The following is a 15,660-nucleotide window of genomic DNA, read 5'->3' as shown; positions in this document are numbered from 1 at the left end:
GACGAGCAGACGCAGAAAAGCGAATTTTAACCATAACAGTTGGCGTAAATTTCACGCTTTAGCCATCTGATATACCTTGAGGCTGTGGAATAAAAACATTCTTTTTATGAATTTTCCGCATTAAACCGCTTGCTTTGTCGTCAGCGCCGTGCGTTAATGGTCTTCTGGTTTTGAGTCCAAATAAATATCTGACGTAGTTTTTAAAGCAGTTCTCATCACGTTGTGCCTCTCCGCAGCCTCTCTTGGGTCTTTATCTACATTCCGATTCGTTTTGTTTAAAACCATTATGCCCAATCGGCCCATTAGTAATTTACGTTTTAACGTTTCAGGAGAATCCTATGACTTCTTATATCCATTTTCGCTGCCCATGCTGCCATGGTTCGCAGTACCGTACCTCAGCCTTTGACGTGTCTGAGAAAAACCCGTTTGGCGCGAAATGCATTTTTTGCAAATCGCCGATGATCACGCTCGACCACTTGGCCGCCGCGCATTCCGCTCAGAGCCACGTGACCGAATACCGTAAGTAATTCATCTTCCAGACTATAACAGTTAGCTAAATCTTCTCTTTTTCTCCTGCTGATATACACTATCGGTCATAAGGAGAATCTGATGAAAAAATACCAGCGTCTGGCGCAACAAATTATCTCGCAGATTGAGCTTGGCGTATGGCTGCCGGGCGATAAGCTGCCTTCCCTGCGAGAGCAGGTGGCGAGCAGCGGCATGAGTTTTATGACCGTTGGCCACGCGTATCAGATGCTGGAAAGTCAGGGGCGCATCGTCGCCAGACCGCAGTCGGGCTATTACGTTGCCTCGCGCCCGACCGCACAACAGCCTGCGCCACCCGCTCAGGTGATGCGTGACGAAGCGGTGGATATCAATACCTATATCTTCGATGTCTTACAGGCCAGCCGCGACCCCTCCGTAGTTCCCTTTGCTTCCGCGTTTCCCGATCCCCGGCTTTTCCCGCTTCAGCAGCTCAACCGCTCGCTGGCTAACGTCAGTAAAACCGCGACGGCGATGAGCGTGATTGAGAACCTGCCGCCGGGTAACGTCGATCTCCGCCACGCCATTGCCCGTCGTTACGCGCAGCAGGGGATGAACATCTCCCCGGAAGAGATCGTGATCACCGCAGGCGCGCTCGAGGCGCTGAATCTTAGCCTGCAGGCGGTGACCGAGCCGGGTGACTGGGTGATTGTCGAAAACCCCTGTTTCTACGGTGCGCTGCAGGCGCTGGAACGCCTGAAGCTTAAAGCGTTGTCGATTGCGACAGACGTCCGCGAGGGGATCGATCTCAACGCCCTTGAACAGGCGCTGAATGAGTACCCGGTTAAAGCCTGCTGGATCATGACCAACAGCCAAAACCCGCTCGGCTTCACGCTGAGCGCGGAGAAAAAAGCGCAGCTTGTCGCGCTGTTAACGCAGCACAACGTCCCGCTGATTGAAGATGACGTCTACAGCGAGCTCTATTTTGGCCGCGAAAAGCCGCTCCCGGCGAAAGCGTGGGATCGTCAGGACATGACGCTTCACTGCTCGTCCTTTTCAAAATGTCTGGTGGCCGGTTTTCGCATCGGCTGGGTGGCGGCAGGAAAACACGCGCGTCGCATTCAGCAGCTGCAGCTGATGAGCACGCTCTCAACCAGTTCTCCCATGCAGCTGGCGCTGGTGGATTACCTGGCGACCAAACGCTACGACGCCCACCTGCGCCGCCTGCGGCGTACGCTAGCCGAGCGGAAGCAGCAGGCCTGGCAGTCACTTCTGCGCCATATGCCTGCCGGTGTCAAAATTCACCATAACGACAGCGGCTACTTTTTATGGCTGGAACTGCCGGCACCGCTGGATGCGGGGCTGCTGAGCGAAAAGGCCTTAACGCACCACATCAGCATTGCCCCGGGAAAGATGTTTTCCACCTCTGACGCGTGGACGCCGTTCTTTCGATTTAATACTTCCTGGGCCTGGGGAGAGCGGGAAGAGCAGGCGGTCATTCAGTTAGGAAAATTAATTAGCACGATGCTGGAATAATCCTTTCTCCGTTATTTAAATAATCAATTCTTATCCTGATGACGGCACTGCGAATATTTCGTGGTGACCTGTCATAGGAAATCTGCATACCGTCTCTCGCGCCTAACTCCTTGTCTATAATCCAGTTAACGGGGAATGCGCCCTCGGTCACACCTTGATGAAATTTCCTGAAGCCGTACGGTGCGGCGCATTTGCGCGGTCTACGTTTAATAAGGGAGATATTTTTACGGCACGGCTGCCGCTAAATTTCATTGCGACAGGAGTAACTCTTATGAGCAAAAATTTTGCCCGCAGCAGCCTGTGTGCGCTCGGCATGACCATCATGACAGCGCAAGCCGCAGAACCCCCCAAGGCCATTGGTGACGGGGAAGGTCGACTGGATATTATCGCCTGGCCGGGATACATCGAGCGGGGGCAGACGGATAAAAACTACGACTGGGTCACCCAGTTTGAAAAAGAGACCGGGTGTGCGGTCAACGTCAAAACGGCGGCCACGTCGGATGAAATGGTCAGCCTGATGGCGAAAGGGGGATACGATCTGGTGACCGCCTCAGGTGATGCCTCCCTGCGGCTGATCATGGGCAAACGCGTCCAGCCGATTAACCCCGATCTTATCCCCAACTGGAAAACCCTCGACGAACGGATTGTGAAAGGGGAATGGTTTAACGTCGGGGGCAAGGTCTACGGCACGCCGTACCAGTGGGGGCCAAACCTGCTGATGTACAACACCAAAACCTTCCCGACGCCGCCGGACAGCTGGAGCGTGGTCTTTACTAAACAGGATCTGCCGGACGGTAAAACCAATCAGGGACGCGTGCAGGCGTATGACGGCCCGATTTACATCGCCGATGCCGCGCTGTTCGTCAAAGCCACGCAGCCGCAGCTGGGTATTAAAGACCCGTACCAGCTCACCGAAGCACAGTATGCCGCCGTGCTTAAGGTGCTTCGCGACCAGCATGCCCTGATCCACCGCTACTGGCACGACACTACCGTCCAGATGAGCGACTTCAAAAACGAAGGCGTCGTGGCCTCCAGCGCCTGGCCGTATCAGGCGAATGCGCTGAAGGCCGAGAACCAGCCCATTGCCACCGTCTTCCCGAAAGAGGGGGTGACAGGCTGGGCGGACACCACCATGCTCCACGCGCAGGCTAAACACCCGATGTGCGCCTACAAATGGATGAACTGGTCGCTGACGCCGAAAGTGCAGGGCGATCTGGCTGCATGGTTTGGTTCCCTGCCTGTGGTTCCGGAAGGGTGTAAAGCCAGCACGCTGCTGGGCGATAAAGGCTGCGAAACAAACGGTTATAACGAGTTCGACAAAATCATGTTCTGGAAAACCCCCATCGCAGAAGGCGGCAAATTTGTCCCTTACAGCCGCTGGACGCAGGATTACATCGCCATCATGGGCGGTCGCTAATTGCCCGGGAGCAGAACATGACGTACGCAGTCGAGTTTAACAATGTTTCCCGCCTGTACGGCGACGTCCGGGCGGTGGATGGAGTCACCATTGCGATTCGTGACGGAGAGTTTTTCTCCATGCTGGGGCCTTCGGGCTCCGGCAAAACCACCTGCCTGCGTCTGATCGCCGGTTTTGAACAGCTGTCAGGCGGGACGATTTCTATCTTCGGTAAAGAGGCGAGCGAACTGCCCCCCTGGGAGCGGGATGTGAACACCGTGTTTCAGGACTACGCGCTGTTCCCGCATATGTCGATCCTCGACAACGTTGCCTACGGGCTGATGGTCAAAGGCGTCGACAAGAAAAAACGCCATGCCCAGGCCCGTGATGCCCTGGAAAAAGTGGGCCTGAGCTTTGCCATCGCCCGCAAACCTTCGCAACTTTCCGGCGGCCAGCGTCAGCGTGTCGCCATTGCCCGCGCGCTGGTGAATGAACCGCGCGTCCTGCTGCTGGACGAGCCTTTAGGGGCGCTCGATCTCAAGCTGCGGGAACAGATGCAGTTCGAGCTGAAGAAGCTTCAGCAGGAACTCGGCATCACCTTTATTTTTGTCACCCACGATCAGGGCGAGGCTCTTTCCATGTCGGACCGGGTGGCAGTGTTCAATAACGGGCGCATCGAGCAGGTGGATACCCCGCGCGATCTTTACATGCGTCCGCGCACACCGTTTGTCGCCAGCTTTGTTGGCACCTCTAACGTTTTTGATGCGGGCCTTGCGAAGACACTTTGCGGGATGGAGGGCACCTTTTCCCTGCGCCCGGAACATATTCGCCTTAATGAACAGGGTGACGTTCAGGTTCAGGGCGTCGTGCAGGCCGTTCAGTATCAGGGGGCTGCCACGCGTCTGGAGCTGAAACTCGCCGATGGCGCCAAACTGCTGGTGAGTCAGGCTAACTTCAGTGACGTCTCGCCGCTGAGCGGCATTGCGCCAGGGCAGGCGGTCATGGCGTCATGGTCACGCGACGCGATGATCCGCCTTCACGAGGAGAGGTGAAATGGATATGAGTGTCGCGCATCCTCCCGCCCCGCGCGGCCGCTTAAGCCGCATGACCGCACTGTTCTGGCGTAAACCGTCGCTCGGCCTGTTCCTGCTTCTGCTTGCGCCGCTGATGTGGTTTGGCATCGTCTATTTAGGATCGCTGCTGACGCTGCTGTGGCAGGGGTTTTACACCTTTGACGATTTCACCATGGCGGTCACGCCGGATCTGACGCTGGCGAATATTCAGGCGCTCTTCAACCCGGCAAACTACGACATCATCCTGCGCACGTTAACGATGGCAATTGCTGTGACCATTGCCAGCGCCATCCTCGCATTCCCGATGGCCTGGTACATGGCGCGATACACCAGCGGCAAGTGGAAGGCTTTCTTCTATATCGCCGTGATGCTGCCAATGTGGGCGAGCTATATCGTCAAAGCCTACGCCTGGACGTTGCTGCTGGCGAAGGACGGCGTGGCCCAGTGGTTTCTCAGCCATCTCGGACTGGAGCCGATTCTGACCTCAATCCTGACGCTCCCGGCAGTGGGCGGTAACACCTTATCCACCTCCGGGCTGGGGCGGTTTCTGGTGTTCGTGTACATCTGGCTGCCGTTTATGATCCTGCCCGTCCAGGCGGCGCTGGAGCGCCTGCCGGCCTCGCTACTGCAGGCCTCAGCCGACCTCGGTGCGCGCCCCCGTCAGACGTTCCGTTATGTCGTTCTGCCGCTGGCCATACCGGGCATTGCGGCGGGGTCCATTTTCACGTTTTCCCTGACGTTGGGGGACTTCATCGTTCCTCAGCTGGTCGGCCCGCCGGGCTATTTCATCGGTAACATGGTCTACTCGCAGCAGGGCGCTATCGGTAATATGCCAATGGCCGCCGCGTTCACGCTGGTTCCCATCGTGCTGATTTCTCTTTATCTGGCGTTCGTGAAACGTCTGGGAGCATTCGATGCACTCTGAACGCGCACCGCTGTTCCTGAAAGTGGCAGCGTGGGGAGGCGTCATCTTCCTGCACTTCCCGCTGCTGATTATCGCGACCTATGCCTTCAACACCGAAGACGCCGCCTTCAGCTTTCCGCCACAGGGGCTGACGCTGAAGTGGTTTAGCGTGGCGGTGGGGCGCGGCGATATTATAGAATCCGTGACGTTGTCACTTCAAATTGCCGCGCTTTCCACCGCCATTGCCCTTGTGCTTGGCACGCTTGCTGCAGCAGCGCTGTGGCGAAGCGCGTTTTTTGGCAAGAATGCGATCTCTCTGCTGCTGCTGTTACCGATTGCGTTACCGGGGATCATCACCGGCCTGGCGCTGCTGACGGCTTTCAAAACGATCAATCTTGAGCCGGGGTTTTTCACCATCGTCGTCGGACACGCCACCTTCTGCGTGGTGGTGGTGTTTAACAACGTGATTGCCCGGTTCAGACGCACCTCCTGGAGCCTGGTGGAAGCGTCGATGGATCTCGGGGCTGACGGGTGGCAAACCTTTCGCTACGTGGTGCTGCCCAATCTGGGTTCCGCGCTGCTGGCCGGGGGAATGCTGGCGTTTGCCCTGTCGTTTGACGAGATAATCGTCACAACATTTACGGCGGGACACGAGCGCACGTTACCGCTGTGGTTGCTCAACCAGCTCGGGCGTCCGCGCGACGTGCCCGTCACCAACGTTGTTGCTCTGCTGGTGATGCTGGTGACAACTATCCCCATTCTGGGAGCCTGGTGGCTAACCCGCGACGGCGAAAACATTGCCGGCAGCGGGAAATAACAGTGAATTCAACAGGAAAATGCTATGCAAAAACATCTGCTGATAAACGGTGAGCTGGTTGCCGGAGAAGGTGAAAAACAGCCGGTTTATAACCCGGCCACCGGAGAGGTACTGCTGGAGATTGCTGAGGCGTCAGCGGCCCAGGTCGACGCGGCGGTGCTGGCTGCTGATCGTGCTTTTGCGGCGTGGGGACAAACGACACCGAAAACCCGCGCCGAGTGCCTGCTGAGGCTGGCGGATGCGATTGAAGCGCACGGCGAGGCGTTTGCCCGGCTCGAGTCCCTTAACTGCGGTAAGCCGCTACACTGCGCGCTGGGGGATGAAATTCCGGCGGTGGTCGATGTTTTCCGTTTCTTTGCCGGGGCCGCCCGCTGCCTGAACGGCCTCGCCGCTGGCGAGTACCTTGACGGGCACACGTCAATGATTCGCCGTGACCCGGTGGGCGTGGTGGCCTCTATCGCGCCGTGGAACTACCCGCTGATGATGGCAGCCTGGAAGCTGGCCCCCGCGCTGGCAGCAGGGAACTGCGTGGTGATTAAGCCCTCAGAGATCACGCCCCTGACCGCGCTTAAGCTGGCAGAGCTGGCAAAAGATATCTTCCCGGCGGGCGTTCTGAACGTGCTGTTTGGTCGGGGCAAAACGGTCGGCGACCCGCTCACCGGGCACGAGAAGGTCCGTATGGTCTCGCTGACCGGTTCGATTGCGACCGGGGAACATATCATCGGCCATACGGCGTCCTCGATTAAACGCACCCATATGGAGCTGGGTGGCAAAGCGCCGGTGATCGTGTTTGATGATGCCGACCTCGATGCGGTGGTTGAAGGGGTGCGGACGTTTGGCTTCTACAATGCCGGGCAGGACTGTACGGCGGCCTGCCGCATTTATGCCCAGAAGGGAATTTATGCCCAACTGGTGGAAAAGCTGGGCGCCGCGGTTGCCAGTCTTAAAATGGGTGCCCCGGAGGACGAGTCTACCGAACTCGGTCCGCTCAGCTCGGCCGCCCATCTTTCACGCGTCTGCCAGGCCGTCGATGAGGCGAAAACGCTCGGCCATATCCGGGTTGTCACCGGCGGGAGCAAAAAAGAGGGGGCGGGCTACTACTTCCAGCCAACCCTGCTGGCGGGGGCAAAACAGGACGATGCCATCGTTCAACGCGAGGTGTTTGGCCCGGTGGTGAGCGTCACCGAATTTGATGACGAGGCGCAGGTGCTGGCCTGGGCGAACGATTCGCAATACGGCCTGGCATCATCGGTCTGGACGAAAGACGTGGGGCGCGCCCATCGCCTGAGCGCGCGTCTGCAGTACGGCTGCACCTGGGTGAATACCCATTTTATGCTGGTGAGCGAAATGCCGCACGGCGGCATGAAATTATCGGGCTACGGGAAAGATATGTCGGTCTACGGGCTTGAGGATTATACGGTCGTCAGGCATGTGATGATCAAACACTGATCCGCTCAGCCTGGCCGCTTGCGCGGCCAGGCGTTCTCCTTGCCCGCCACACGTGTTACGTAAGATACTCAATTGTTATTAGCCGTAATTTTTAAGTGGTTATTCTGTAACGAAAAAACTTGATCTGTGTCAACATATGACGCATATTGCGTGCGGTTATTTTTTCGGCTCTGGTATACAGAATGACGTTGTATCAAAAGATGTTGGTTTTTTACGCAATCATGGCTTCCATCTGCGCATTAATCACCTGGTTCCTCTCTAAAGACCGCAAACGTATCCGCCTGCTGAGCGCTTTCCTGGTGGGGTCAACCTGGCCAATGAGCTTTCCCGTTGCGCTGCTGGTCTCGCTTTTCTGAAGCACGCTTCCAGTTTTAAAAGATGAACATAGCATTCCTGATGTGATGACTGTATAAATACACAGTGCATCATAAAAGGAGTGCTTATGAACAGTTTTTACTCGCAGCAGGCCGGTTGCACCGTGCGCTGGCACGACTTGCCTGGTACCGGCGATCCCGTGGTGTTCATTCACGGGCTGGGCTGCGCCTCTTCCTATGAATATCCCCGCGTCGTTTGTGACCCGCTGTTTGGCGCGCGCAGAGCGATTCTCATCGACTTGCCCGGCAGCGGCTACAGCGATAAGCCTGAGCACTACAGCTATAAAACCACTGACCAGGCGCACGTTGTCGCGGAACTGATTGACCATCTTGAGCTGGATTCCTTCTGGTTATATGGCCACAGCATGGGCGGCAGTATTGCTATCGAAACGGCGGGGCTGCTGGCAACGCGCGTGAAGGGACTGATGGTGTCAGAGCCCAATTTTCATGCGGGTGGGGGCATGTTCAGCCGGTCTATAGCGGCGCAATCCGAGCAACAGTTTCTGGAGCAGGGTTACGACGCCATGCTCAGCGCAGAAAAAACGGCGTGGGCAGGGTGCCTGCAGAGCAATGCGGCTTATGCCGTCTGGCGCGGTGCATCCAGCCTGGTGGCGGGCGTTGAACCGGAATGGGAAGCGCAGTTACTGTCACTCCCTTGCCCGGTAACGTTGATTTTTGGCGAGCTCTCTCTGCCGGATGACGATGTGGAAAATCTCCAGCAGAAGGGCGTTGAGGTGAAAATTATTCCTGCGGCGGGGCACTCAATGTCCTGGGAAAACCCCTCTGCACTGGCGCGGGCCTTAGCCGAATGTATGACGATGTGATTATTGTGCAATGTATCATCGTTGCGAAATGTAGGCCGGGTAAGCGCAGCGCCACCCGGCAAGAAGGCGGCTACATTATTATAGTACGTAGTGCCTGACGAGCGTCAGGCTGAACATCATGCGGGTGCTGGTAATCAATGTTCTCGATCGCGCGGCTATAGAGCGCGACCAGCCAGTCGTAAACGTACGCGGTAGCCGCATGGACCGGCTGTTCACCCAGACGCGTCAGGCGGGGCTCGGCGCTACTCACCACCGGGGTGACGAAGATAGCCTGTCCCTTGCGGATGCGGCTTGCCGGGCGCGTCGCCACGGGCGTCTGGTCGTAACCCAGCCAGCCAACGAAATTGCCCATCACGGCATGCAGTTGCGCAGCGCTACTTTTATCTGCTTCGACAATTCGCTGCAGCTGTTGAGGCAGATTCAGCCGGTAGCTGGTGACGACCAGCACATCCGCAATTTGCTGTAACACCGCAGGATCCAGCCCAAGACGGGCGGCTGTCGCCTCGTTGCGGCTCCACTGGCGCAGATGATTTATCCAGACTTTGTGCGCCAGGCGCGCTTTGTCTTTGGTCTGGTACAGACCGGCGCTTTCCTGGGCGTTCTCGGCAAACAGGTCAATGGTATCCGTAAACAGCCCGTTAACCTGCTCCTCGCGCGGCTGCTGAACGGCCAGCAGCGTTTCAAAGGCCTTCAGCGGTGGCAGCAGGCCTTCAAGCAGCTCGCCGTGGCGGGCGGCACTGCTTTGCAGCATGCGCACCATGTTTTCTGCCTGAGCGCGTCGGATACCTGGCTTCTCAACCAGCGGTGCCAGGTAGCTTTGCATCATCGCCGAGAGCTCCAGACGCAGCGCGTTTTTGAGCGTGCCGAGACGTTTCTGTCGCTGAGCGGGCAACGTGGCCTGGGACAGCCACTCAATGACGCGCTGCATGCTGTGGCTGTCCAGAGCCTGTAGCGTGCCCCAGCGCAGGCCCGGCTTTCCGAGCAGATGCTGTACGGCTTCATCGAGATTCTGCCGGGTGGTAAAGCGAGCGTCGTGCGGGGTGATCGCCCATACCAGACCCGGCAGGGCAGATTCTTCCGCAGGCTGCGTCTCCCTGACCCAGTTCATTAACACTTTTGCTTTTTTGGCCGTCTGTTCGTGCTGCGCCGTCGCGTTGCAAATGACCAGCACATCCGGCTGGAGCTGTTGACGATAGTGCTCAAGCAGCCACTGGGATTTCGCCTGGCGTAGCGGATCGGCATGGTGCTCTTCAAACACCGGGATATCAATGATATCAACATTATCCAGCGCGCCGCTCTCAACCGGCAGCACCAGTTCGCGGGTCAGGAAGGCCAGCACATCGACCGGGAGGCTGATGGCGTTAAGCATTTCACCGTTGTTCAGTGGATGGAGAAGCGTCTCCTGTGCATGCTGAAGCGCTATCGAGCCGTCGAGCGTCAGGAACCCTTCACCCGGCAGCCCAAAGCTGTCCACCAGCAGGCTAAGGGGGGCCGCAAGCTCGCTGGCATGGCTGGTCTGATGCAGCACATGGGCCAGGTTTAACCACTGCTGGGTCAGTTCCTGCTGTTCGCCCCAGAGCAGCGCCCAGACGCTGGCTCGCGTGCTGAGATCGAGTGAAGGCACCAGTTGGGCAAACTCATGCCACAGGGCATCATCAATCTGCTGTTTCGCGGCGGGTACCGTGCTCTGCCAGAAACGGGCAATTGCCCCCACTTCCTGAGCGGTGATGCCGGGCACGCCCTGCGGCTGGCGCAGTCCGCGCCATTTCTCCAGACGTGTCTCGATGACCGCCTTATCCACCGCGCGCATCTGCGGATGCAGCGTCGTGCGGGCAATAAACAGCTGTACCAGCTCGGCCTCGGTGACCAGGCTCAGGCGCAGTGGAAACGCCTCGTCAAGCGCTTCCGGGGTTTCCCGGGTGAAGCGGACGGCCATATTGGTCAGGGCATGTCCTGGATTGATATGCGAAAAATAGTCAAAGGTGCGCTGGCCTGGCGTCACGTTCAGGCGTCCATTGCCGCTGCCGCACAGCGACAACAGCAGGTGCGCTTTCGCGCTCTGCGAATGGCCGTAAAGCCCAATGCTGCTCAGGCGGGTCATGGCGCGTTCAATGGCCTGCTCCCGCGCCTGCACCGCGTTGATGCGAGCAAGCAGGGCGTCGGCATCGTTATCCAGCACAGGGGCGGTCAGGCGCGTCTCGTTAATCCACCCGATTAAGGCCTGAGTGGTGTTCGTGGTCGCTGTCATTTCAGGTATACGCTCCCGCTGTCGATCCAGTAGTGGCTACCGCTGTGTCGGCGATCGGCCAGGGTATTCAGTTTGAAAGTTAATGCGTCAGGCGCCACCGGCGTGCCGTCCTGCAGCCAGGCATCGCTCAGCTCGAAGGCCTCCGGACCTTCCTGCTTGCTGCCGCCGCAGAGCTTGAGCCGCACGTTCAGCACGCCGTCGCCGGCAATCGCTTTTGCCAGTTCGGCCGAGTTAATGCTGAGCGTGTAGAGCGGCGTGGCCGGCCAGCGCGCATTTGCCAGCTGACGGAAGCCGAGAGTCACGTTACCGCGCAGCGGGAAGTGCAGACGCGCATCAAGCTTCGCGCCGGGTTTATCAAGATCGATATCCTGATACCAGACGTTTTCCTCGCGCAGGGTATTGACGGTGTTATCCAGCACGCCCAGATAGCGCACGGTGGAATACGCGCCAATGTCCGCGGCTTTAAAGTTGAAGCGCGGCAGACGCAGGTCAAGCGCCAGGCTGCAGAGCATGGCCCCCACGGCAGCGGTCGATTTCGGGTTGCCAATGCGCCCTTGCTGACTGAACGGATACCACTCATGTACCTGGTATTTATCCAGCCAGACGATGCGATTGACCGGTACCGGCTGCAGGTGACGAATGAGCGCCTGAACCCCAGGCAGGCAGCCCGGGCGTCCGGTGATCAGCAGAATGTCGCAGCTGTAATGGGAGATCGCCTCACATACCGCGTGGAGCGGGGAGGCCAGCGTAAACTGCCCGGCCAGCATCGCATCCTGCATTTCGCGGAAGTTCACATGCAGCGGCACGGCGAAAAGATCGAAAGCGTCTGAACCCGCAGGCAGGGCATGATCGATCGCCTGCTGCAGATAGTTCATCACGTTGCGGGTCGGCTTCTGCGGCAGCAGATCGCCAAAGGTGGCGTGCAGACCGGCCAGCGGATCGTCAACGTCGCTGGATTCCCACCCGGCAAGAATGGCATGGCCAATCGGCATAAAGAGCTGCAGCGCCGTTTGCTGGCGCAGCACGGCCTGGGTATCAATGCGTCCGGAGTCACCGAACAGCGAGGCCATCAGCAGCGAGGCATCCGCGATACCGGATTTCTGCAGCTGCGTTTGCAGAGCGGGCAACACGTAGCGCTGAATCACGTCCAGAAGCGTATCGTCGCCCGCGACCTTAAACCCTTCGCGGAACAGCAGCTGCGGGGTGATTTTGACGTTATTGCCGGAACCGTCGTCCAGCTGGTAATGGGTGATCGCCATATCCGTTGTGCCGCCGCCGATGTCGATGGACGCGACGCGCAACGCGCGTCCCGGCTGGCTACCCGGCTCAGGCTCACGGTCCGGACGGGCAAGGGAGGCGAAGAAGGCTTCGGTCTGGCCGCCAAAGCGGGAGATGGCTTCGTTATACAGCCAGACCAGTTGACCGCAGCTGGCTTCATCCCACTCCATCTGGATTTCAGGTACCGGCACCACGCTTTTTTCCTGCTGTTTGCGAGTGACAAAATCCTCATCCTGCGGGTGCCATCCCATCGCTTTCCAGACAATCGCGATGGCTTCAAACATGCGGCGACGGAAGATCTCGCGCTCCTGCTTTGGCATGGCGGAGGGCAGCGTCAGGATCAGCGTGCGCAGCTGGCGCGGCGAGGCAGGGAAGCCCAGGCGCAGGCGCGTGGCGACGCTGTTGATCTGCCCCAGCGCCTGTGCCAGCAGCTCGCACAGCATATGGGTCATCAGGGTGCTGCGGCTGTATTGCGGCGAGAAGACCGGCAGGCGCTCGTCCTGCGGCAGCGTGAAGAGCGGCTCGCCGTCATCGTTCATCAGGTTCATCAGCGGGAACGCGGTGGCAAGCGGTTCACGCTGGGTCTTGCTGTTCATCTGGCTAAAGCGCCAGTCCTGCACGACCGGGGTTTCATCCCACAGGTAGCGACGCGGGCTGGAGATACCGCTGTTGCCTTCGGTTCCCAGACGCTGCATCGCCAGCTTGCGGGCCTCATCGCCGACGCGGACAATCGACGGCCAGACAAAGGCGTCTTCGCGACCGCTTTCCACCGAGAAGTGCTGCTTGCCAAACCGCGCTTCCGAAAACTCGAGACGGCTGGTGAACAGCGGCTCGTTCAGGAACTGCGGCTCGCTGAGCGAGCGAACCTGCAGCTCGGCGGTCTGACGCAGCCCATCGTTCGCATCGCCGTGGTCTTCAATAATGACGCCGCAGGTGTGGGTGTTACCCACGTCGAGGATCAGGTCGACCGGAATGGCTGGCGTGCTGAGCGTATGGGTGACAAATTTCACTTCCGGTACGGTGAGCTGTTCACCGAGCATGGTCATCAGGTTGAGCCAGTGGGCCTGATACTCAAAACTGCGCATCGCCTGCTGCAGGTCGCGTTCAGAGCGGTTCTCAACGCCGTCGGCATACTGGGTAAACGCCTCGCGCAGCCAGCCGTCAATCCAGGTCTGATCGAGGAAACTGTCTACCTCGTTATCGCGCCACGCCAGCGCGAAGCGGGTCCCGTTCAGAATATCGTTTTCCACCGGAGAGAGCGCGGACGTGGCATGATCGGCAATCTGGCTGTCAAGCGCGAGGGTGACGCGGTGTGTATTGCCTGCCGTGTCCGGGGTGGCAAGCTTGCGAACCTGAACGCGCGCCCAGTTATCCGGCCCTTCAACAAAGGTCCGTGGCGGGTTGAAGCGCAGGAACGGAACCGGAAGCCAGACGCCATCCAGTACCGCCAGCGACTGATGCAGCGGGATAGTGGTTTCCGGTTTGACCACTTCTGGCTGCCCGCCGTTCATGCCGGGCAGGGTATAGCGACCGTTGACCAGGTCGAAATCGAGGCGCAATAGCGGGCCGTTCGCGGTTTTACGTACGAAGCGCCCGTTGCTGGCGGAGTCCTGCGGCGTCAGACCGAAATCGAGGAACTGCACGCCGCTGTTGGCAATAAGCGTGACGCTTTGTTTATAGTCGCAAAGATTTACCAGCATAAGATCAGGCACCTGCTTTCTTGAACGTCAGTGGGACGACGGTGTTGGCATCATAACGGGCGCGACATTCTGCGATATCGCTGGTGCCTGCTTTACAGGCAATTTCCGGCATCGGGTAGCGGGAACCGTCGGTGCAGCGGGCAGTGCCGCGACTCTTAATCATCAGCTCGCCATTGCTGTGCAGCCCGGAAAAGACCTCCGCGCGGCAGACAATGTTGTCGCCATGGACAACGCGGGCGAAACCTTTATTGTTCTGGATCTGATAGCGCAGCGACGGCGGTTTGCCGGTGACCGGATCTTTCACATCGAGGATGGCGCGCCAGGTGCCGTTCAGGAAGCGCGTCGATCCCGCTTTTACCTGATTCGCTTCCATCACCATGGCGTCTTTCGGGATGGCGACAATCACCACCGGAGCGGGCTGTGGCGCAGGAGCGGCCGGAGCGGCTTCTTTTTCTTTGCTGGCCACGACCTCCGCCTGATGCAGCGGTAGCTTCATCGCCAGCGGCTCAACCGCTTTGATCGGTTTTGGCGCAATCTCCACAGGTTCAGGTGTGGGAGCCGGGGCGGGCTCAGCGGAAGGTGCCTGTTTTGGCCACAGCAGCGGGGCGGCAATGGCGGCGACGATCACGGCGGCAACCGGCAGGGTCCAGAGGGGAACGCGGCGCTTTTTCACGACGTTCGCCGGAGCTGGCGCCTGAACAGGTTGTGCAACGACGGGGGCCGGTTCGGGCTCATACAGCTCCTCCGGCGTAATACGCACCACCGTGGATGGGGCGATCAGCGGCTCGTCAGCGTGCTCAAAGGTCATCACTGGCTCTGGCTCAGGCTCGGGTTCAGGATCGTCAATCACAACGGGGGCTGGCTCAGGGATCAATGATTCACGCAGGCAGTCGAGGACATCGTCGCGCGCGTTCTCGTTCAGGTTTACAAACCCCCAGAAGCTGATGACCGGCTTTCCGTCTACCAGGAAGAGGAAGTTTTCGCCCGGAAACTGAAACGCCTTTGACAGCAGAGAGCCAAAAAGCTGTTGCGCGGTTTTAGGCGACTGCAGGCATTTCTTGCTTAATGACTCGACACTGGCGAGCGTGTTTTCCAGATAGCGCAGGGCGCGATAGCGATCATCTTCATCGGCCGCTTTCCAGCTGATTACGCTCCCTTCAACCGGGGAATACCAGTCCACGCGGTCGCCGCTGTCGTTGACCTGAGGAATCGCCAGACAGTCGACGATGGCCTGTTGTTTGCGCAAACGGAGCGCTTCCCGGATTTGCAACGCTGATTCGAAAACGGCTTGTCCGCCGCCGCCAACGGCCTGAAAATCATCCAGATTACCGCTGCGTAAAAGAGTTTTTGCCACGATTTGATCCCATATACTTCTTCACACCATTACTTTAACGAAACGAGGAAGCAACCAAACGGAGGAAGAGACGCTAAAAGCGCCGATTTCTTGCGGCATAGAAAGTGACGGTTGTGCTTGACGAATAATGGCACTTAAGGCAAATCATCTTTTTGAGCGCTGGCGGTTAAAACAGCAAAAAACGCGGCTTTAGAATAACCTGATAGTGTTTCGTTATTTGCCAG

Annotated in this window: 12 protein-coding genes; 9 read left to right on the top strand and 3 right to left on the bottom strand. The window is 58.4% G+C overall.

What is annotated here, in order from left to right; translation table 11 throughout:
* The first annotated feature begins 338 nt into the window (after positions 1-338).
* The 9 genes from F3J31_RS01600 (at position 339) to F3J31_RS01560 (ending at position 8,856) form a co-directional block, all read left to right on the top strand.
* Positions 339-527 (top strand): hypothetical protein, encoded by a 189-nt coding sequence (locus tag F3J31_RS01600; protein ID WP_032645155.1) that lies wholly within the window; start codon positions 339-341, stop codon positions 525-527.
* Between the two features lie 82 nt (positions 528-609).
* Positions 610-2,019 carry a PLP-dependent aminotransferase family protein gene (locus F3J31_RS01595; protein ID WP_032674890.1) on the top strand — a complete coding sequence of 470 codons (1,410 nt, stop codon included), beginning with the start codon at positions 610-612 and terminating at the stop codon, positions 2,017-2,019.
* A 271-nt stretch (positions 2,020-2,290) separates the two neighbouring features.
* Positions 2,291-3,436 (top strand): putative ABC transporter substrate-binding protein YdcS, encoded by a 1,146-nt coding sequence (gene ydcS / locus F3J31_RS01590; protein ID WP_024907240.1) that lies wholly within the window; start codon positions 2,291-2,293, stop codon positions 3,434-3,436.
* Positions 3,437-3,453: 17 nt separating this feature from the next.
* A complete protein-coding gene (locus F3J31_RS01585) occupies positions 3,454-4,467 on the top strand; it encodes an ABC transporter ATP-binding protein (protein ID WP_167210920.1) in 1,014 nt (337 codons plus the stop codon).
* 1 nt (position 4,468) lies between these two features.
* The gene (locus tag F3J31_RS01580; protein WP_008501290.1) at positions 4,469-5,413 is read left to right on the top strand and encodes an ABC transporter permease; all 945 of its coding nucleotides are present in this window, start codon (positions 4,469-4,471) and stop codon (positions 5,411-5,413) included.
* Positions 5,403-6,209, top strand: coding sequence for an ABC transporter permease (locus tag F3J31_RS01575; protein ID WP_167210918.1), 807 nt, complete (start codon positions 5,403-5,405; stop codon positions 6,207-6,209). Before F3J31_RS01580 ends, F3J31_RS01575 begins: the two co-directional genes overlap by 11 nt.
* 24 nt (positions 6,210-6,233) lie before the next feature.
* The gene (gene patD / locus F3J31_RS01570; protein WP_167210916.1) at positions 6,234-7,658 is read left to right on the top strand and encodes an aminobutyraldehyde dehydrogenase; all 1,425 of its coding nucleotides are present in this window, start codon (positions 6,234-6,236) and stop codon (positions 7,656-7,658) included.
* Positions 7,659-7,840: 182 nt separating this feature from the next.
* Entirely contained in the window at positions 7,841-8,014 is a 174-nt protein-coding gene (locus F3J31_RS01565; RefSeq protein WP_013096478.1) for a GhoT/OrtT family toxin, read from the top strand.
* A gap of 86 nt (positions 8,015-8,100) precedes the next feature.
* Positions 8,101-8,856 (top strand): alpha/beta hydrolase, encoded by a 756-nt coding sequence (locus F3J31_RS01560; protein ID WP_167210914.1) that lies wholly within the window; start codon positions 8,101-8,103, stop codon positions 8,854-8,856.
* Between the two features lie 70 nt (positions 8,857-8,926).
* Here the strand turns inward: F3J31_RS01560 and F3J31_RS01555 are convergent, their stop codons facing one another.
* The 3 genes from F3J31_RS01555 to F3J31_RS01545 are packed head-to-tail and all read right to left on the bottom strand — an operon-like array spanning position 8,927 to position 15,436.
* Positions 8,927-11,104, bottom strand: coding sequence for a virulence factor SrfC family protein (locus F3J31_RS01555; protein WP_167210912.1), 2,178 nt, complete (start codon positions 11,102-11,104; stop codon positions 8,927-8,929).
* Positions 11,101-14,082 carry a virulence factor SrfB gene (locus F3J31_RS01550; RefSeq protein WP_167210910.1) on the bottom strand — a complete coding sequence of 994 codons (2,982 nt, stop codon included), beginning with the start codon at positions 14,080-14,082 and terminating at the stop codon, positions 11,101-11,103. The genes F3J31_RS01555 and F3J31_RS01550 overlap by 4 nt, the downstream gene beginning before the upstream one ends.
* A 4-nt stretch (positions 14,083-14,086) precedes the next feature.
* On the bottom strand, positions 14,087-15,436 hold the full coding sequence (locus tag F3J31_RS01545; protein WP_167210908.1) for an SrfA family protein: 1,350 nt from the start codon (positions 15,434-15,436) through the stop codon (positions 14,087-14,089).
* Between the last annotated feature and the right edge of the window lie 224 nt (positions 15,437-15,660).

It is taken from the genome of Enterobacter sp. Acro-832 (genome assembly GCF_011752745.1).
GTDB lineage: Bacteria > Pseudomonadota > Gammaproteobacteria > Enterobacterales > Enterobacteriaceae > Enterobacter > Enterobacter quasiroggenkampii.
The sequence above is the reverse complement of the archived record's forward strand: the minus strand, read 5'-3'. Positions and strand labels throughout refer to the sequence as shown.

What these genes read in the sequence shown, in the direction of transcription:
- F3J31_RS01600 (WP_032645155.1), top strand. Translation starts at nt 339, where the DNA reads ATGACTTCTTATATCCATTTTCGCTGCCCATGCTGCCATGGTTCGCAG.
- F3J31_RS01595 (WP_032674890.1), top strand. Translation starts at nt 610, where the DNA reads ATGAAAAAATACCAGCGTCTGGCGCAACAAATTATCTCGCAGATTGAG.
- ydcS (WP_024907240.1), top strand. Translation starts at nt 2,291, where the DNA reads ATGAGCAAAAATTTTGCCCGCAGCAGCCTGTGTGCGCTCGGCATGACC.
- F3J31_RS01585 (WP_167210920.1), top strand. Translation starts at nt 3,454, where the DNA reads ATGACGTACGCAGTCGAGTTTAACAATGTTTCCCGCCTGTACGGCGAC.
- F3J31_RS01580 (WP_008501290.1), top strand. Translation starts at nt 4,469, where the DNA reads ATGGATATGAGTGTCGCGCATCCTCCCGCCCCGCGCGGCCGCTTAAGC.
- F3J31_RS01575 (WP_167210918.1), top strand. Translation starts at nt 5,403, where the DNA reads ATGCACTCTGAACGCGCACCGCTGTTCCTGAAAGTGGCAGCGTGGGGA.
- patD (WP_167210916.1), top strand. Translation starts at nt 6,234, where the DNA reads ATGCAAAAACATCTGCTGATAAACGGTGAGCTGGTTGCCGGAGAAGGT.
- F3J31_RS01565 (WP_013096478.1), top strand. Translation starts at nt 7,841, where the DNA reads ATGACGTTGTATCAAAAGATGTTGGTTTTTTACGCAATCATGGCTTCC.
- F3J31_RS01560 (WP_167210914.1), top strand. Translation starts at nt 8,101, where the DNA reads ATGAACAGTTTTTACTCGCAGCAGGCCGGTTGCACCGTGCGCTGGCAC.
- F3J31_RS01555 (WP_167210912.1), bottom strand. Translation starts at nt 11,104, where the DNA reads ATGACAGCGACCACGAACACCACTCAGGCCTTAATCGGGTGGATTAAC.
- F3J31_RS01550 (WP_167210910.1), bottom strand. Translation starts at nt 14,082, where the DNA reads ATGCTGGTAAATCTTTGCGACTATAAACAAAGCGTCACGCTTATTGCC.